This is a genomic window from Pseudomonas atacamensis, from assembly GCF_017167965.1.
Classification (GTDB): Bacteria; Pseudomonadota; Gammaproteobacteria; order Pseudomonadales; family Pseudomonadaceae; genus Aquipseudomonas; species Aquipseudomonas atacamensis.
Map to the genome: position 1 here is coordinate 4,916,947 of NZ_CP070503.1, position 17,051 is coordinate 4,933,997.

The following is a 17,051-nucleotide window of genomic DNA, read 5'->3' on the forward strand; positions in this document are numbered from 1 at the left end:
CAGGGCTCACGGCCGTTCGAACGACGGCTCAGGTATCGATAAAGCTTTTCGGCGGTCGGTGCAGGCTGATTTTGGCGTCATAGAGCAGGTTGATCAACTCGACGATCATGATCGCCGTCAGGCCCCAGATCTTGTACTCGCCGAAGCGATAGCTCGGCACGTACCAACTGCGGCCCTGATAATCGATGCGATGGGTATGCTCACGCGGGTCCTTGCGGAAGAATTCCAGCGGCACGCTGAAGACGGCGGCGATCTCGGCATCATTGGGCTGGTATTCGACAAAGTCGGGAATCACGCCGACATACGGCGTTACCTTGATGCCGTGCAGGGAAATCAGCGGGCTTAGCGGGCCGATGACTTCGACCAGGCCCGGCGGCAGGCCGATCTCTTCTTCGGCTTCGCGCAGCGCGGTGAATATGAGGTCCGGATCTTCCGGGTCGCGGCGCCCTCCGGGGAAAGCGACCTCGCCGCCATGGGTCGAAAGCCCGCTGGCGCGCAGGGTCAGGACCAGTTCCGGTTCGTCACTGCGGGTGATCGGCACCAGCACGGCGGCTTCGGGGAAACGTGCGTCGGTCTCCAGCGTACGCGGTGTGTGGTTGCTTACCCTATGCAGTAGCTCGTCCAGCATGAGTGTTCTCGATCGGTGCCTTGCTCCGCATCATGCACCAATCAAAGCGAGCGCCCAAGCCCCCGAAACCCGTCGTGTCGCGAAACGACAACTTGCCGACCGGCCCCGCTGCACGCCAAGATAGGCGCAGCATTCAGGAACCCGAGCATGAAATTTTGCAGCCACTGCGGTAACCCGGTCACCCAGCGCATTCCCGAAGGCGACTCGCGGCTGCGATTTGTCTGCGACAGCTGTCAGACCATTCACTACCAGAACCCCAATATCGTCGCCGGTTGCGTGCCGACCTGGGGGACGAAAGTGCTGCTCTGCCGCCGCGCCATCGAGCCGCGTCTCGGTTACTGGACGCTACCTGCCGGCTTCATGGAAAACGGCGAGACCATCGAGCAGGCCGCCATCCGCGAAACCGCCGAAGAAGCCTGCGCCCGGGTGCGCAACCTGAGCATCTACACGCTGATCGACGTGCCGCATATCAGCCAGGTGCATGTGTTCTTCCGCGCCGAACTGGCCGATCTGCAATACGCGGCCGGGCCGGAAAGCCTTGAAGTGCAGCTGTTCGAAGAAGCCGACATTCCCTGGGACGAGCTGGCTTTCCGCACGGTCGGGCGCACGCTGGAATGTTTCTTTGCCGATCGGCGCAGCGAGGTTTACCCGGTGCGTTCGGAGTCGATTCCGCCACTGGTGCAGCCGGCGATCACTTGAGCTTCGCGGCACCCTGCCGATAACCACACCTGCATCTATCACTATGTGTCTGCGTCATTCTTGGGGAATCGTTTCAATGCGTTGGTTGCTTGCCCTGTTGTGCCTGTCGTTCGTCAGCGTTTCGCAAGCGTCATTCGTGACCACCGTGACGCCCTCGAACACTCCGCTGATCGAAAAAGTCCTGGTACTGAAATCGGCCCACCAACTGCAGTTGATTGCCGACGGCAAGCCGCTGAAGACCTATCGCATCTCCTTGGGCAAGGGTGCAAAGAAAGGCCCGAAACTGATCGAGGGCGACAAACGCACACCCGAAGGTTTCTATTGGATCGACTGGCGCAAGACCAGCGACAAATTCAACCTGTCGATGCACATCTCCTACCCGAACATCAGCGATGCCGCCCGCGCACGCCGTGAAGGTGTCGAGCCCGGCGGGATGATCATGATCCACGGCACCCCGGATTCAGCAGACAATCCGGAGCAGTTATTCCACACCCTCGACTGGACCGACGGCTGCATCGCCATGCGCAACGTCGACATGCGTGAAGTGTGGAATCTGGTACCGGACGGCACGATGATCGAGATTCGTCCGTAACCTCGACCGCTGGTCACCGCAAAAAAATAAATCAAAAGATCGCAGCCTGCGACGGCGCCTACAGGGGTGATACCACTCTCAACTGTAGAAGCTGTCGCAGGCTGCGATCTTTTGCTTTTTATGGGCCACCACTAATACCACTTTAAACAGTGACCCCTGACAACCGCCAATCCATTGGGCCAGACGCCAGTTCATCGCGTTGACATGGTATTCAAGTGGTATTAGCTTCCGTCGCACAAGCGAGCCACAACAATCCTATACTCGCGACGGAAACGACCTACATGAACGACCTTCAAACCCTACGTCCCGATGACTCCCAGCCGACGCCGCTGTACTTGCAACTGGCGCGCAATCTGGAAGCGGCGATTCATGCCGGGCAGTGGAAGGCCGAACAGGCGATGCCGTCCGAGCGCAACCTCAGCGACCAGCTCGGCATCTCCCGAGTCACCGCACGCAAGGCGCTGGAAGTCTTGCTCGAGCAAGGCCTGATCCGCCGCCTGCAAGGCTCGGGCACGTTCATCACCCCACGGCTGGAACAACCGCTGTCGCGTCTGTCCGGCTTCAGCGAAATGCTGCGCCTGAAAGGTTTCGTACCGAGTTCGAAATGGCTGGAGCGGGAAATCACCCTGCCGACCCACGAAGAACTGATCCGCCTCGGCCTGTCGCCGAATGACAAGGTGGCGCGCATGAAGCGCCTGCGCAAAGCCGATGACACGGTCATGGCGATCGAGATGAGCACCCTGCCCGCCTCAATCATGCCCAGGCCGCAAGCGGTGGGCGATTCGCTTTACGAATACCTCGACGGCATCGGCAAACCGATCGTCCGCGCCCTTCAGCACATCCAGGCAATCAACGCCTCGGACGAATTCGCCGCGCTGGTCGGCATCGCCCCCGGCACCGCCATGCTGCTGATGACCCGGGTCGGCTATCTGGAAGACAACACGCCGATCGAAGTCACCGACACCTATTGCCGCAACGACTACTACGACTTTGTTGCAGAGCTTCGTAGATAACGAGCCGCGTCGCTGAGAGCGGCCCCAAGCGAGAACGAAAATGTCCGAAGACAACATCCTCACCGCCAGCGGCTGGGTTCGCGGCCGGCTGATTCACGAACACGGCAAGGTCGTGTCGATCGAGGGCGTGCCCTGCGATCCGGCGGCTAACGATCTGCCCTATCTGCTGCCGGGTTTCATCGACCTGCATGTGCATGGCGGCGGCGGCAAAGACATCATGGAGGGCGCCGAAGCCTTCGAAACCATCAGCAAAACCCATGTGCGTTTCGGCACCACTTCGCTGTTGGCCACGACAATGACTGCGCCGAGTGCGGAGATCTCAAATGTCCTGAAAGAGGTAGGACAATTCTGCGAACAGCGTCCGAAAGGCGCCGCGCGAGTGCTTGGCGTACACCTTGAAGGCCCTTACATCAACCCGGGAAAACTCGGCGCTCAACCGAACTTCGCCCACACCGCGTTGATGGCCGAAGTCGAAGAGTATCTGGCGCTGGCGCCGATCCGCGTCATCACCATCGCCCCGGAAATCGCTGGCCACGATGCGTTGATTCGCGAGCTGAGCAGCCGTGGCATCCGCATGCAGATCGGCCACACCCTCGGCAGCTACGAGGAAGGCGTCGCCGCGCTGGCTGCCGGTGCCAGCAGTTTCACCCACCTCTACAACGCCATGAGCCCGCTGCATCACCGCGAGCCGGGCATCGTCGGCGCAGCACTGGCCCACGCCAAATACGCCGAGCTGATTCCCGATCTGCTGCACGTACACCCCGGCGCCATTCGCGTGGCCCTGCGTTCGATCCCGTGCCTGTATTGCGTCACCGATTCGACCGCCGCCGCCGGCATGCCCGACGGTGAATACAAGCTTGGCAGCCACACCGTGACCAAATGCCTGGGCGGCGTGCGCCTGCCCGACGGCACGCTGGCCGGCAGCACCCTGACCATGGATCAGGCCCTGCGCAATCTGGTCAAGATCGGTCTGCCGATCGCCGAAGCCTCGCAGCGTCTGTCGCAATTTCCCGCCGACTACCTCGGCATTACCGAACGCGGGCGCCTTGCCCCCGGCGCCTGGGCCGACAGCGTGCGGCTCGATCGCTCACTCACACTGACCGCCGTCATGGTCGAAGGAGAAGACATTGACTTCAAAAATGCTTGAGGAGGCGCTGTCCTCGTTCGAGGCCGTGCAAGCCCAACTGCAACAGCTCGACGCGCCGATGATCGAGATCGCCGGGCGCCTGCGCCGTCAGCCGCCGCAAGTGGCGATGACCGTCGCCCGTGGCAGCTCCGACCACGCGGCGAGCTACTTCGCCTACCTGACCATGCAGCAACTGGGCGTGCCGGTGGCCTCGTTGCCGATGTCGGTGGTGACCATGCAGCAGGCGCCGCTGAAAGTCAGCGGTCAGGTCGCCTTTGCGTTTTCGCAGTCGGGACAGAGCCCGGATCTGGTCAACAGCCTGCGCCTGTTGCGCAAGCGTGGCGCGCTGAGCGTGTCGATGGTTAACGCTGCCGACTCGCCACTGGAGGCAGCGTGTGAATTCAGCCTGCCGCTGCTCGCCGGCACGGAAAGCAGCGTCGCCGCGACCAAGAGTTTTATCGCCACCCTCAGCGCCAGCGCGCGTTTGATCGCGCACTGGAAAGAGGACAGCGAATTGCTGCAAGCCCACGACGCGCTGCCAGCAGGCCTGCGCGAAGCGGCGAAACAGGACTGGAGCGTGGCCATCGAAGCCCTGCGCGATTGCGAGCGCCTGATGGTGATCGGCCGTGGCGCCGGTTTCGCGATTGCTCAGGAAGCCGCGCTGAAGTTCAAGGAAACCTCGGCGATTCAGGCCGAAGCGTTCAGCAGTGCCGAAGTCCGTCACGGCCCGATGGCGCTGATCGACGAACACTATCCGCTGCTGGTTTTCGCCCCACGCGGCGCCGAGCAGGCCGGCCTGCTGAGTCTGGCAGCGGAAATGCGCCAGCGCGGCGCCCGGGTCTTGCTCGCCGCGCCGGATGACGTCAGCGAACGCGACCTGACCCTGACTCGCGCCGAACACCCGGCCCTCGATCCGATTCTGGCGATCCAGAGCTTTTACGTGATGGCCGCAGGCTTGGCCGTGGCGCGGGGCATGGACCCGGATCAGCCGCGCCATTTGAGCAAAGTGACCCGCACGCATTAAGTCCGACTGACTGCACACCTGATGAGACCCAGCCATGCCCGACAACAATAAAGAGCTGACCCTCAGCGCCCCGCTCAGCGGCCCGGTGCTGACGCTCGCCAACGTCCCGGACGCGGTGTTCGCCAGTGGCGCGATGGGCGACGGCATCGCCATCGACCCGCTCAACGACACGCTGTATTCGCCCTGCGCCGGCGTGGTCATCCACGTTGCGCGCAGCAGCCACGCGGTGACCGTGCGCGCCGACAACGGTGCGGAAATCCTCCTGCATCTGGGCCTCGATACCGTTGAGCTGAACGGCGAAGGTTTCGCCATGCTGGTCAAGGAAAGCGATCGCGTCAGCCTCGGTCAGCCGCTGCTGCGCTATGACCTGGACAAGGTCGGTCAGCACTGCAAAAGCCTGGTCAGCCTGTTGATCCTGACCAACAGCACGGATTTTCAGGTGCGGCCGATCACCCTCAAAGCGGTGAAAGTCGGCGAGCCGTTGCTGCACATCATCGCGCGCAATGTGTTGGCGGCGAATACCGATATAAGCGCTGGGCCTGAGGTTCGTGGCCAAGTGCGGGTCGCTCATCGCGGAGGCTTGCATGCGCGCCCCGCTGCGCTGATCCGCCAGACCGCCCAGGGTTTCAGCAGCCACTCACAGCTGCACTTCAACGGCAAATCGGCGCCGTGCAACAGTCTGATCGGTTTGATGGGGCTGGCCATTGGTGAGCAGGATGAAGTGCAGGTCAGTTGTCAGGGGCCGGACGCCGATGCCGCATTGCAAGCTCTGCTCAGCGCATTGGCCACGGCGCTGCCGGACGATCATCACGGGCAAGCGCCGACCACCACCGCCGCGCTGAAACGTCCGGCCGAGGCTGGGGTGTTGCATGGTGTTTGCGCCGCGCCAGGGCTGGTCGCCGGGCCGTTGTTTCGCTTGAACGCGATCACCTTGCCGGCGGATACGGGCCATCACGATCCAGTGCAACAGCAGCAGACGCTTGAAACGGCATTGAACGCGGTGCGCAGCGAAATCGCCGCCACCCTCGCCCAGGCGAAAAAGCACAAGAACGCCGACGAAGAAGCGATCTTCGCTGCACACATGGCGCTGCTCGAAGACCCGGCCCTGCTCGACGCCGCGCAGCAATTCATCGCACAAGGCACCGCTGCGACGCACGCCTGGAGTCAGTCGATCGACACCCAGTGCGACATGCTCCAAGGCACCGGCAGTCCGCTGCTGGCCGAACGTGCCAACGATTTGCGCGACCTCAAGCAACGCGTGCTGCGCGCCCTGCTTGGCGAGGCCTGGCAATATCAGGTTCCGGCCGGCGCCATCGTTGCCGCCCACGAACTGACGCCGTCGGATCTGCTGCAACTCAGCGCGCAAGGTGTCGCCGGGTTGTGCATGGCCGAGGGCGGCGCGACCTCGCACGTAGCGATACTGGCACGCGGCAAAGGTCTGCCGTGCCTCGTCGCTTTGGGCGCGCAATTGCTCGAGCAGCCGCAAGATCAGGCCGTGGTGCTCGACGCTGACGGCGGGCGCCTCGAATTGACGCCAAACGCCGAGCGCCTGAGCGAAGTGCAACAGGCACAAATCGAGCGCCGGCAGCGTCGCGACAGCCAACAGGCCAAAGCCCATTTGCCCGCTGAAACGCGCAATGGCGTGCACATCGAAGTGGTCGCCAATGTCGCCTCAAGCAACGAAGCGGCAGACGCTTTTGCCAATGGTGCCGATGGCGTCGGCCTGCTGCGCACCGAGTTTCTCTTCGTCGATCGCCAGACGGCACCCGACGTCGAAGAACAGCGCAGCGCCTATCAAGCGGTGATCGATGCCATGGGCGACAAGTCGGTGATCATCCGCACCATCGACGTCGGCGGCGACAAGCAACTCGACTACCTGCCGCTGCCCGCCGAGGCCAACCCGGTGCTCGGTCTGCGCGGCATTCGGCTGGCCCAGGCGCGGCCGGAAATTCTCGATCAGCAACTGCGCGCGCTGTTGCAGGTCAAGCCGTTGTCGCGTTGCCGGATTCTGTTGCCGATGGTCACCGAGGTCGACGAACTGCTGCACATCCGCCAGCGCGTCGATGCCTTGCGCCTTGAGCTGGGCATTACCGAGCGCCCGGAGATCGGCGTGATGATCGAAGTCCCCGCCGCCGCGCTGCAAGCCGAACAACTGGCCGAACACGCCGACTTTCTCTCGATCGGCACCAACGATCTGTCGCAATACACCCTGGCCATGGACCGCGACCACGCCGGGCTGGCGGCGCGGGTCGATGCCCTGCATCCGGCGTTGCTGCGTCTGATCGCCATGACCTGCGAAGGCGCGGCGGTGCACAAGCGCTGGGTCGGTGTCTGCGGCGCCCTCGCCTCCGACCCGCTGGCCACGCCGGTGCTGATCGGCCTCGGCGTCACCGAACTGTCGGTGAGCCCGGTGCAGATCGGTGAAATCAAGGACCGCGTACGCCAGTTGCATGAAGCCGAATGTCAGCGCCTGAGCCGTGACTTGCTCAAGCTGTCCAGCGCCGCCGCCGTTCGCCACGCCTGTCATCAACATTGGCCTCTGCGCTAACAAAAACAAAAAGGACAAACGCCATGTACCAACTCTTCATCGAAGGCCTGCAACGCCTGGGCCGCGCGCTGATGCTGCCGATTGCGATCCTGCCGATTGCCGGCCTGCTGCTGCGCCTGGGCGACACGGACCTGTTGAACATCGCGATCATTCACGATGCCGGGCAAGTGATCTTCGCCAACCTGGCGATGATTTTTGCCATCGGCATCGCCGTCGGTTTCGCCAAAGACAACAACGGCACCGCCGGCCTCGCCGGGGTGATCGGTTATCTGGTGATGATCTCCACGCTCAAGGTGCTCGACTCGACCATCAACATGGGCATGCTCGCCGGGATCGTCAGCGGCCTGATGGCCGGTGCGCTGTACAACCGCTTCAAGGACATCAAGTTGCCGGAGTATCTGGCGTTCTTCGGTGGCCGGCGTTTTGTGCCGATTGTCACCGGGTTCGCGGCGGTGGGTCTGGGCGTGCTGTTCGGCTATATCTGGCCGCCGATCCAGCAGGGCATCAACGCGTTCGGCGCGCTGATGATGGAAAGCGGCAGCATCGGCGCCTTCGTGTTCGGCGTGTTCAACCGCCTGCTGATCGTCACCGGCCTGCACCACATCCTCAACAACATGGCGTGGTTCGTCTTCGGCAACTTCACCGACCCGACCACGGGCGCCTTGGTGACCGGCGATCTGTCGCGGTATTTTGCCGGCGATCCGAAGGGCGGCCAGTTCATGACCGGCATGTTCCCGATGATGGTCTTCGGCCTGCCCGCCGCGTGCCTGGCGATGTACCGCAACGCTTTGCCAGAGCGGCGCAAGGTGATGGGCGGGATCTTCCTGTCGATGGCGCTGACCTCGTTTCTCACTGGTGTGACCGAGCCGATCGAATTCGCCTTCATGTTTCTCGCGCCGTTGCTGTTCCTCCTGCACGCGCTGCTGACCGGGCTGTCGATGGCGATCACCAACGGCTTGAACATTCATCTGGGCTTCACCTTTTCCGGTGGCTTCATCGACATGATTCTCGGCTGGGGCAAGTCGACCAATGGCTGGCTGGTGGTGCCGGTCGGGCTGGCTTATGCGGTCATCTATTACCTGGTCTTCGACTTCTGTATCCGCCGCTTCAATCTGAAGACACCGGGGCGCGAAGACGTCGCCAGCGCCGAAAAAGCCGTGCTCTCGGAAACCGAACGCGCCAGTGCGTATATCAAAGCCCTGGGCGGCGCAGAGAATCTGCTCACCGTCGGCGCCTGCACGACCCGACTGCGCCTGGAGATGGTCGACCGCAACAAGGCTTCGGACGCTGAGCTGAAAGCGTTGGGCGCGATGGCGGTGGTGCGCCCGGGCAAGGGCGGCAGTTTGCAGGTCGTGGTCGGGCCGCTTGCTGACAGCATTGCCGATGAGATTCGCTTGGCCATGCCTGCGCTGGGCCGAACAGCATTGGTGGAAACCGCAGTGGTTGCCGATGAGCCGAAGAACGTTGCGCTTACCCGCAACGAGGCGCAGCAATGGCTGGATGCACTGGGCGGTCGCGACAATGTGCTGCAACTCGATTGCATCGCCATGACCCGCATTCGCCTGCAACTGGCCGATGCCAAGGCATTGTCCGATGCGCAGCTCAAAGCGCTCGGCTGCTTGGGTGTCAGCCAGTTGGACGGCGGCGTCTGGCATTTGCTGGTGGGGGACAAGGCCGCGAGTTTGAGCGGGGCGATCGAGACATTGCTGAGTCGCGGGGAGGTCAGCGCGCAGGTTTGATCTGCGCCGGTGGCGGGAGGGCTGGAGCGGGCGGGGAAAATCCGGCCCGCGCACGATACATGGATACCACCCTCCTCCACGCCCCGCTCGCCATGCTGGCCCTTCATCCCCAGCATGGAAATCGTGCCCATGAGCACCCCCAACGCACCCACACCCGATGAGATCAAAAACGATCTCAACCAGATCGGCCGCCTGCTCTTCAACACCGAAACCCCGCTGCTGCCCGAGCACAAACCGAGCACCGAGCAGGCTCATCTCAAACGCCTCGAAGAGCAGCTGAAAACCTATCGCGACGGCTACCTGCAACGCAGTCGCGCGCTCTATCAGGCGCTGGCAACCAGCGACCTGCAAAGCGAGGCTGGCAAGCAACTGATCGCCACGCTGAAGGTGCGCCTCAGCACGCAACTGATCAACATGGATCTGCGTGACCAGATCGACGGCAAACCGGCGAAAACCTTCCTTAAATACGACGCCGGTTTCACCGCGCTCGAGGACGAGGCGCAACAAGCCGTCAAGGATCGCCTGTTGCACCCGCAGGCTGGTGAGCTGATGAAGAAACTGGCGCTGGGCCCGCTGTTGCGTCCGGCCATGTATGCGTTGCAGTTCACTTATCAGCAAACCACTGTCGAGCTCGCCGGGGCCTTTGTCGTTACGCAAAACGACACCCCGAAAGTCAGCGATCTGCTGACCGACCAGAGCGCGGGTTTCGTCGTGTTGTTCACGCCCGCCAGGGGCCTGGAGCTGTTCAATTCCCTGGCTGATCTCGACGCCCATCTGCTCGAGACCATGAAGCACAGCATCAGCCGTGACGAGTTGATGCAGCTGCTGCCCAGCCGCTACCACGAGATCGGTACAGCAGGAATCTGGCCATTGCAGCTGACGCCCATCGACAGCCAACCGCTGTTCGAACACATCTACGATGCCTTGATCGAAAAACGCACCCTGGATATCGAATATGCACTGAGTTTCGCCGCTAACCCGCAGCAGGATCCCGCTCGCTTGATCGCCGAGCTGGAGCGCGCCATCGGCGCTGCGCTGCCGGATCTCACTCCGCGTCTGGCCCTTCAGGCACAAACGCTGTTCGAACGGCACCTGCGCAACAGCGCCCCGGACTGGTACCGCAGCGCCGACGCCGCCAAGCGGGCCGAACTGGCCTTGCACCTGGGCAACTACAATCAGGCCCGGCAAAACCTGCTTGACCTGATGGGCCCCGCGGTCAGTCTGATGGCCGTGGCCCGCCAGCAATGGCTGGAGCGTCTGAGTGATGATCTGCAAATCGACGATCTGCAACCGGACAACCTGCAAATCACCACCGACCGGCGGGTACCGGGATACGGCGTATATGTGCACAAGCGCAACCTGCTTGAGCTGACCCTGCGCGGCCCGCACACCGGCGATGAGTTGCCAGGCTCGGAGTTTCTCAGCCACACCCGCCTGACTTACAACGACCTGCCGCTAGCCGACGAGTATGCGGACGTGACGCCCGCCTGGGTGATCAAGCAGGCACTGGAGCTGGAACCGCGCGTCGACTTCGCACGTTTGCAAACGCAGATGCAGGCAAGCTCCGCAATCAAACCTGCCATTGAGCAAATGCTCGATCAGCGCATCGTCGCGCTCGCCCATACCGCAGCGCTGCAAGGGCACCTGCTCGACAGCGACCTGCAAATGATCCAGCGCCTGCGCAGCGGCAGCGATTCACAGTTGCGCGCCGCCACGCTGTGCTTGCACGGTGCGCAACTCCAAGACCTTTGGGTGCTGCGTCAGAACGATCAGACCGGTGCGCTCAAACGCGTTCTGCTATGCACGCCACAAGCCCCACGCGATCGACAGTTCGAGGCCTTTGACAGTGAGCGCGAATGTCAGGCCCATGTGTTGTCGTGGGCCAAGCAGAGTGACGCCGCCCAAACCATGGCCGGTTACCTGGTCAGCCGCGCACCGATGCGCTTTCGTCCTGCTCTGCGCAAAGTCTTGTCGGGGCTGAGCTTCAAACCAGAAGCAGCGGAGCACCAGAAGGTGACTTTCGATCACCTCGGCAACCATCTCGATTGCCTCAAAGCGATGGCTGAACACATGCTTGCCACACGCATCGATGATTACGATTTCAGCACCCCGGTATGGTATCGCTCGACCACTGCGGCCAATCGCCGACAACTGACGACGCTGAGCGACGACGCCGAGGGCGCACTGCTCGCATTCAATCAACATCCGCTGTCGGGCGGGCGTTTCCAGACATTTGACGCCTACGTGCACGAGCAAGCGAAGCTCAGCCTGAACCGCTTGCTCAAACGTGCGGCCAATGACGTCGATCCTGACACCGTCTGGGCCTACTCGCCAAAATCGATCGTGCCCTCATGGACACCAAAGCCGTTGACCTATACCCGGCTGTATCGCGACGGCTATGCCGACGGCGTGGGTTTTCTCGAGCAGAAATTCTCACGCTCGGCGCGCTTCAGAGGTCCGCAAGGCATCGATATCAGCAGCCTGACCGCGCAGAATGTCGCGCGCTCGGTCACAGGGGTGTGGATCGGCCAACGCTATACCGACAAAGTCAAAAAGGAGCTGCAGAATTCCCAGAGCGAAGGCTACGCGTTCCGCCGCAACGCGACGCTGGCGATCACTCAGCGCCAGATGCAAAGCGCCGCGCTGGAATGCCAGCTGCAAGGACATATCGCCAGCAGCGACCTGCAATGGCTCCAGCAAAGCATCACCAGCATGGATCAAACGTCGGGGCAGACGCGGACGAAGTACCCGATCCACCGGTTGATGATCGACGGCGAATGGGTGATCGATACCTGGCTGTTCAGCCATGGCAGTAATCCGGTTCTGCTGTATACGCCGGACGCGCCGGACGGCGTGCGTTTTCGTGAAGCGCGCCTGTTCAATTATCTGCTGCTGCAATCGGGCATGGTCGAGTACTTCACCTCGCGCGTGGGTATCAGCGCCCAGACCCGGGTCCGCACGCACCTGGACAACATCCGCAAGAAGCTGCCCAAAGACCTCAACAAAACCACCCCCAGCCCCGCCCGCTACGACTCGATGCGACCGGCTGACGCCGTCAGCGACCTGCTGACCGCGCTCTATGACATGAAGCTGCAACGGCGGATCGACAACGTCCACGCGACCACCACCAGTCGTATCGAAATGATCGCTGGCCTGATCTGGACGAGCGTTGAGTGGGTCGCGGCCATCGCCACCGCGCCCTTCCCGCTGTTGAGCCTGAGCACCGGCCTGTTGCTGGCCTTCAAGGACGCGATGCTCGCCCTGCATGCCTATCGTCAGGGCAACAACAACGAAGCGTTCCGGCACTTGCTCGGTTATCTGTTCAACAGTGCCGGCGCGGTGCTGACGGATCTGCGTCCGGCGCTACGGTCACTCAAGCCCGTCCGGCGCCCGTTGCGTCAGGCTGTCGCAACTGCCGGCGATGAGCAACAGAGTGCTCTGGCATTGGTCGATCAAATGGCCACTGAACCCGTCTGGGACGATATGCAGGCGGTCGCTTTCAGAGGACAGTCGTATTACGCCAGTAACAACCCGGACGCGCTGGGCCGTTACTTGCTCTATCGCCCGGATCCGAATGGCTCCGGACTGCTTTCGACCGGCATTCTGACCGTACGCAATTCCGACGGGGTGATGGTGCGCAGCGGCCTGTCCGGCGGGGCACCGAAATACGAAGCTGTACCCGATACACCCGGTCCGCACAAAGATTATGGAGTCGCGATCGACTACCGCGAGCGCGTCGAAACGTTGCTGGTGCCGCAATCGCGCGAGGCATTGCTGCAACTGAGCGACATGGGTATCCCGCGGCAGACCATCATGGCCCGGGTGGTCGATCAGTTGAGCGATGTACGCACAGCCTATCTGGAACAGGTCGAAAAACTCACCAAAGACGCCACGCGCCATTTTGCCCGGCTCGCACCGCTGCCCGCCCGTGCCGAAGTGCCGGCGGTTGCCGCCAATACCTCATTCGCACAGTTGATCGGCAGCGATGCATTCGCCGCAAAAAACCTGGTGATCGGTGCACAACCTGGTTCGATCGCCAGCAAACAGTTATTGATCGAGCATCTCGACGTCCTCGTGGCGAACGGCTACAAGCATCTCTTTCTCGAATACCTGCCGGGTGACGTGTTTCATCTCAAACTGGAAAAGCTCAACAGGAACGGCTCCTGGTTTCATATCAACAAACACCTGAAGGCGCTCGACAAAGCCATGGGGTATGCGCCGGACGCAGCTTTTTCTTACCTGGCGCTGGTGCGCAGGGCCCGGGAAAAAGGCATGAGCATCCATGCGCTAGACGGCTCGGCCAGCTATAAACTCGAAGGGATCATGGTGATGTCCGAGGTCTCGCCGCTGACCCCGCGCAACAACTCCATCAGAAACTTCTATTCGCACAAGGCGCTTGCCAGTGATGTGGCCGACGTCGGCGAAGAGCGCTGGATTGCCCTGACCGAACAGTCGCGCATGACCACGTTCGACAACACGCCGGGCTTGGCCGACCTGCACGAGGCCGTAGCCATACGTGTTGAAGACATCGACCTGTACCAACCCGCACGCATAAGCAGGGATACACCCGGAGCTATCGCCGGCGATGCGACTGCGCAAGGTGATTTCCTGGTACAGATGCCGAGCACCTACAAGGCACCTCTACCCGTCTCCAGGCCGCCCGCCGCAGCTAGCGCCGTTGATCACTTCAGCGATTTCGATGTGGCTTTGCCGCTGCGCGACGATATCGCTGAAATGTTGCATAAGCCCTACTCCATGGACTCGAATTACACCCCGACGATCTCCAGTGAAAGAACGGCCTACGAGGCTTTCATCGCCCAGCGCAAGCGCCTGGAAAAAACCGCCAGAGACGCTTTCACCGACTACGTCCCTCCCGATGCGCCGATCCTGCCGGTGCTCACCTCCGACTGCACATTCGAGGCTTTTCTGCGGCAGCTGGCCGACGGACGCTTGAATCTGCTGATCGGCGAAGCCCATGCCGATGTGGCGAGCAAAGCGCTGCTGAAAAAGCACATGAAAGCGCTCAAGAAAGCAGGCTATGACACGTTGTATGTCGAGCACCTGTTCACCGATCTGCACCAGGCCGATCTCGACATTTTTTTGCGAACCCAACGTATGCCGCACAGGCTGAAGGCGTACCTGCATCGTCAGGACCGGGGGCACATGATGGCTTACGGTGGGAGCGATACCTACACGGAGCTCTACCAGGCAGCAGCCAAATACAACATCCGCATCAGAGCGATCGATTGCACAGCGTCCTACCACCTCAAGGGCCTGCATGACAAAGCAGTCTCGCGAAACGAGATGTTCAGCTATTTTGCAACCCAAGTGATCGAGGCTGATCAACTGGCCAACGGCCCGCATAAATGGGTGGCCCTCATCGGCAGTGCGCACACCAATTACAACCTCGGCGTGCCAGGTCTGGCCGATACACTTTCAGCCGTCAGCCTGCACGTGCGCGACACCGCCCCCGAGCTGGCCAAGGATATTCATCGCGGTACATGGGAATTTGTCAGCGGCCAGCACGAGACCAACGTGAGGGCCTTGAGCAGCGACTTTGTGATGGAGGTGGCCGTCCCCGGCACGAAAAAGCCAGCTGCGCCGCCTTCCGTCAGTCGCAGCAGACTGACTCGACAGGGCCAATTCCTGATCGAAAATGCAGATACCCGCAAAGCCAGTGTGGTGCATAGATCCAGGTCCGGCGAGATCGTTGAGACGCCGATTCAGATCAATGACAAAGGTCTGTTCTTCATTGATCGCTGGGAGAAAAAAGATCAGAGCTTCAAATACCTGCGAACCTTGGTCGACATGCTTGTAACGGACGTCAAGCTGACACAGGTGACGTGACATCCACGCGATTGCACGTCGTGGAAAACCACCGGGCTTAACGGCCCGGTGATTTTTTACGCCTACGGATCAACCCGATCCAGCGCACGGTTCACCGCCAGCTCAGCGAGCATGATGATCTGCTGAATCGCCAGCGCCGTATTGCGCTGCGGTCGCCCCAACTGATCGGCGAAATCACTGGCCAGGGTGTTGGCTGAAGCGAGGGATTCACAGGCGTGGGCGAGCAGGGTTTCGGTGTCGACGTCGGGCTGGATCAGAAACAGGGTGCCGGGCGGGCGCGCCTTGCTCGGCTGTGGGCACAGGTAAAAATCCAGAGCGCGCTTGATCGCTTCGCGGTTTTTCGCGAGGTCGTCGGCGCGGATGGTTTGTTCGAGGGGGGTGGGTTCGTATGGTGGATCGGGAACGATTTTATCCACAATGCTTCTCCTGCTGATGCTGATGGGCAGCCATCGATCGCCGGATCTCACGCGGCGAATAGGTGGCAGCTATGTGCGAGGTGAGATCCACCGGAGCAGGCAACCGGCCAGACCGAAGTCTGCCCGCACACAGCCGCCATAAAGCAGGCAGCAGATTGAGCTGGCGCCAATTATCGTGGTGCTGGCGCCAGTTGCAAGCTATCCGGGGATCTCACTCCCGATCGCTGATTCGCAGCGACGGGAAAAGACTAGAGATCGCACGTCCGACGGACAACCTGAAAACCTTGTGGGAAGGTTCAGGTCATCGGGTACCGGATTTAAACAATCTCAAGTTCTCGAGAGCATGGATGGGCCTCATCGCGAGCGGGCTCACTCCTACAGTTGTGATCGGGTGCATTCAGTGAGAAACGGGGCGGCTGACAGGCCGCCTTCGCGAGCAGGCTCGCTCCCACAGGTTGATCGGGTGCATTCAGTGCAAAACAGGTCGGCTGATAGGCCGCCTTCGCGAGCAGGCTCGCTCCCACAGGTTGATCGGGTGCATTCAGTGCGAAACAGGTCGGCTGACAGGCCGCCTTCGCGAGCAAGCTCGCTCCCACAAAAGCACCAGCAAAGCAGCGCAGCTGCCCGCGGCGAAGCCGCCCCACTCAACAATGAGCGCAAGCTCGAGTGCTTTTGATCTTGATCCACCGGCGACGTCGGAAGGCTGAGTGGAGGGATTGATCCGGGCGTGGGAGCGCAGCGACCGTCTGGCGCAGCCAGACACAGCGGAAGGAGGTGCAGCGAAGCAAACCGGAGCCGCTGCGCCCGGATCAGTCCCGGAGCGAAGGAACCCGAGCCTGCGAGGGCCGAACGTAGGAGCAAGCGTTTTTTTGCTTACTTTTTTTAGGCGTTTGTAAAAAAGTGAGTCGCCGTAAGGGCGAAACCGCCAGCCGCAGCACCCGAAGCAACGGATATTCACCCAATCAGCCAGCATGCTCGCCTGTAGGGGCGCCTTCGCGAGCAGGCTCGCTCCCACAGTGAAAATGCGCCCGCCCAAAAATCAGCGGCAACAAAAAACCCGCAGACAATCACTCATCTGCGGGTTTCCCGTTCAAGCAGCCAAGAAGATCAGAAATCCTCCAGCCGCCACACCTCATAAGCCGGCGTCTCATACGGATGACTGAGCTTCAACGCCGCCACAACAGCCACAATCAACTCATCCGCAACGACAAGCTCAACCTTCCATTCCTCAACCCGCTCGACCTGCCCCGCCTGACCGATAAACGGCTGACTGCCGTCCAACGGTCGAAACTGGCCCAGGCCAAGCACCTGCCACGCACAGTGGTCATAGTCACCGATCCGCCCACCACCGGCAGCGAACACAGCCCCTTTGACCACCTCGACATGACTGTCAGGAACAAAAAACGCCAACTTGTACAC

11 protein-coding genes are annotated in these 17,051 nt (G+C 61.5%); 8 read left to right on the top strand and 3 right to left on the bottom strand.

Translation table 11 applies throughout. From position 1 onward, the window contains the following. Nucleotides 1-28: 28 nt before the first annotated feature. Entirely contained in the window at nt 29-628 is a 600-nt protein-coding gene (locus tag JWU58_RS22490; protein ID WP_016771547.1) for a CoA pyrophosphatase, read from the bottom strand. Between the two features lie 147 nt (nt 629-775). Here JWU58_RS22490 and JWU58_RS22495 point away from each other — a divergent pair, with 147 nt between their 5' ends. The 8 genes from JWU58_RS22495 (at nt 776) to JWU58_RS22530 (ending at nt 15,216) form a co-directional block, all read left to right on the top strand. Continuing rightward, complete coding sequence (locus tag JWU58_RS22495; RefSeq protein WP_016771548.1) at nt 776-1,327, top strand: NUDIX hydrolase; 552 nt, start codon at nt 776-778, stop codon at nt 1,325-1,327. A 76-nt stretch (nt 1,328-1,403) separates the two neighbouring features. Then, nucleotides 1,404-1,919, top strand: coding sequence for a L,D-transpeptidase family protein (locus JWU58_RS22500; RefSeq protein WP_024011712.1), 516 nt, complete (start codon nt 1,404-1,406; stop codon nt 1,917-1,919). A 281-nt stretch (nt 1,920-2,200) separates the two neighbouring features. Further along, on the top strand, nt 2,201-2,932 hold the full coding sequence (locus tag JWU58_RS22505) for a GntR family transcriptional regulator (RefSeq protein WP_016771550.1): 732 nt from the start codon (nt 2,201-2,203) through the stop codon (nt 2,930-2,932). 40 nt (nt 2,933-2,972) lie between these two features. After that, nucleotides 2,973-4,079, top strand: coding sequence for an N-acetylglucosamine-6-phosphate deacetylase (gene nagA / locus JWU58_RS22510; RefSeq protein WP_122610741.1), 1,107 nt, complete (start codon nt 2,973-2,975; stop codon nt 4,077-4,079). Then, on the top strand, nt 4,060-5,082 hold the full coding sequence (locus tag JWU58_RS22515; RefSeq protein ID WP_110600223.1) for an SIS domain-containing protein: 1,023 nt from the start codon (nt 4,060-4,062) through the stop codon (nt 5,080-5,082). The genes nagA and JWU58_RS22515 overlap by 20 nt, the downstream gene beginning before the upstream one ends. Before the next feature lie 34 nt (nt 5,083-5,116). Continuing rightward, a complete protein-coding gene (gene ptsP, locus JWU58_RS22520; protein WP_206421010.1) occupies nt 5,117-7,630 on the top strand; it encodes a phosphoenolpyruvate--protein phosphotransferase in 2,514 nt (837 codons plus the stop codon). 23 nt (nt 7,631-7,653) lie between these two features. After that, nucleotides 7,654-9,369: an N-acetylglucosamine-specific PTS transporter subunit IIBC gene (gene nagE, locus JWU58_RS22525; RefSeq protein ID WP_206421011.1), complete on the top strand. Its 1,716-nt coding sequence runs from the start codon at nt 7,654-7,656 to the stop codon at nt 9,367-9,369. 129 nt (nt 9,370-9,498) lie between these two features. Then, on the top strand, nt 9,499-15,216 hold the full coding sequence (locus JWU58_RS22530; RefSeq protein WP_206421012.1) for a membrane-targeted effector domain-containing toxin: 5,718 nt from the start codon (nt 9,499-9,501) through the stop codon (nt 15,214-15,216). Between the two features lie 62 nt (nt 15,217-15,278). On the opposite strand, the gene JWU58_RS22535 is transcribed toward JWU58_RS22530, so the two are convergent. Both JWU58_RS22535 and JWU58_RS22540 read right to left on the bottom strand, forming a co-directional pair. Next, nucleotides 15,279-15,632: a DUF6124 family protein gene (locus tag JWU58_RS22535; protein ID WP_016771557.1), complete on the bottom strand. Its 354-nt coding sequence runs from the start codon at nt 15,630-15,632 to the stop codon at nt 15,279-15,281. Between the two features lie 1,107 nt (nt 15,633-16,739). Further along, a complete protein-coding gene (locus JWU58_RS22540; RefSeq protein ID WP_016771558.1) occupies nt 16,740-17,051 on the bottom strand; it encodes a YqfO family protein in 312 nt (103 codons plus the stop codon).

Excerpts from the sequence above, each read along its gene's own strand:
- JWU58_RS22490 (WP_016771547.1), bottom strand. The coding sequence starts at position 628 with ATGCTGGACGAGCTACTGCATAGGGTAAGCAACCACACACCGCGTACG.
- JWU58_RS22495 (WP_016771548.1), top strand. The coding sequence starts at position 776 with ATGAAATTTTGCAGCCACTGCGGTAACCCGGTCACCCAGCGCATTCCC.
- JWU58_RS22500 (WP_024011712.1), top strand. The coding sequence starts at position 1,404 with ATGCGTTGGTTGCTTGCCCTGTTGTGCCTGTCGTTCGTCAGCGTTTCG.
- JWU58_RS22505 (WP_016771550.1), top strand. The coding sequence starts at position 2,201 with ATGAACGACCTTCAAACCCTACGTCCCGATGACTCCCAGCCGACGCCG.
- nagA (WP_122610741.1), top strand. The coding sequence starts at position 2,973 with ATGTCCGAAGACAACATCCTCACCGCCAGCGGCTGGGTTCGCGGCCGG.
- ptsP (WP_206421010.1), top strand. The coding sequence starts at position 5,117 with ATGCCCGACAACAATAAAGAGCTGACCCTCAGCGCCCCGCTCAGCGGC.
- nagE (WP_206421011.1), top strand. The coding sequence starts at position 7,654 with ATGTACCAACTCTTCATCGAAGGCCTGCAACGCCTGGGCCGCGCGCTG.
- JWU58_RS22530 (WP_206421012.1), top strand. The coding sequence starts at position 9,499 with ATGAGCACCCCCAACGCACCCACACCCGATGAGATCAAAAACGATCTC.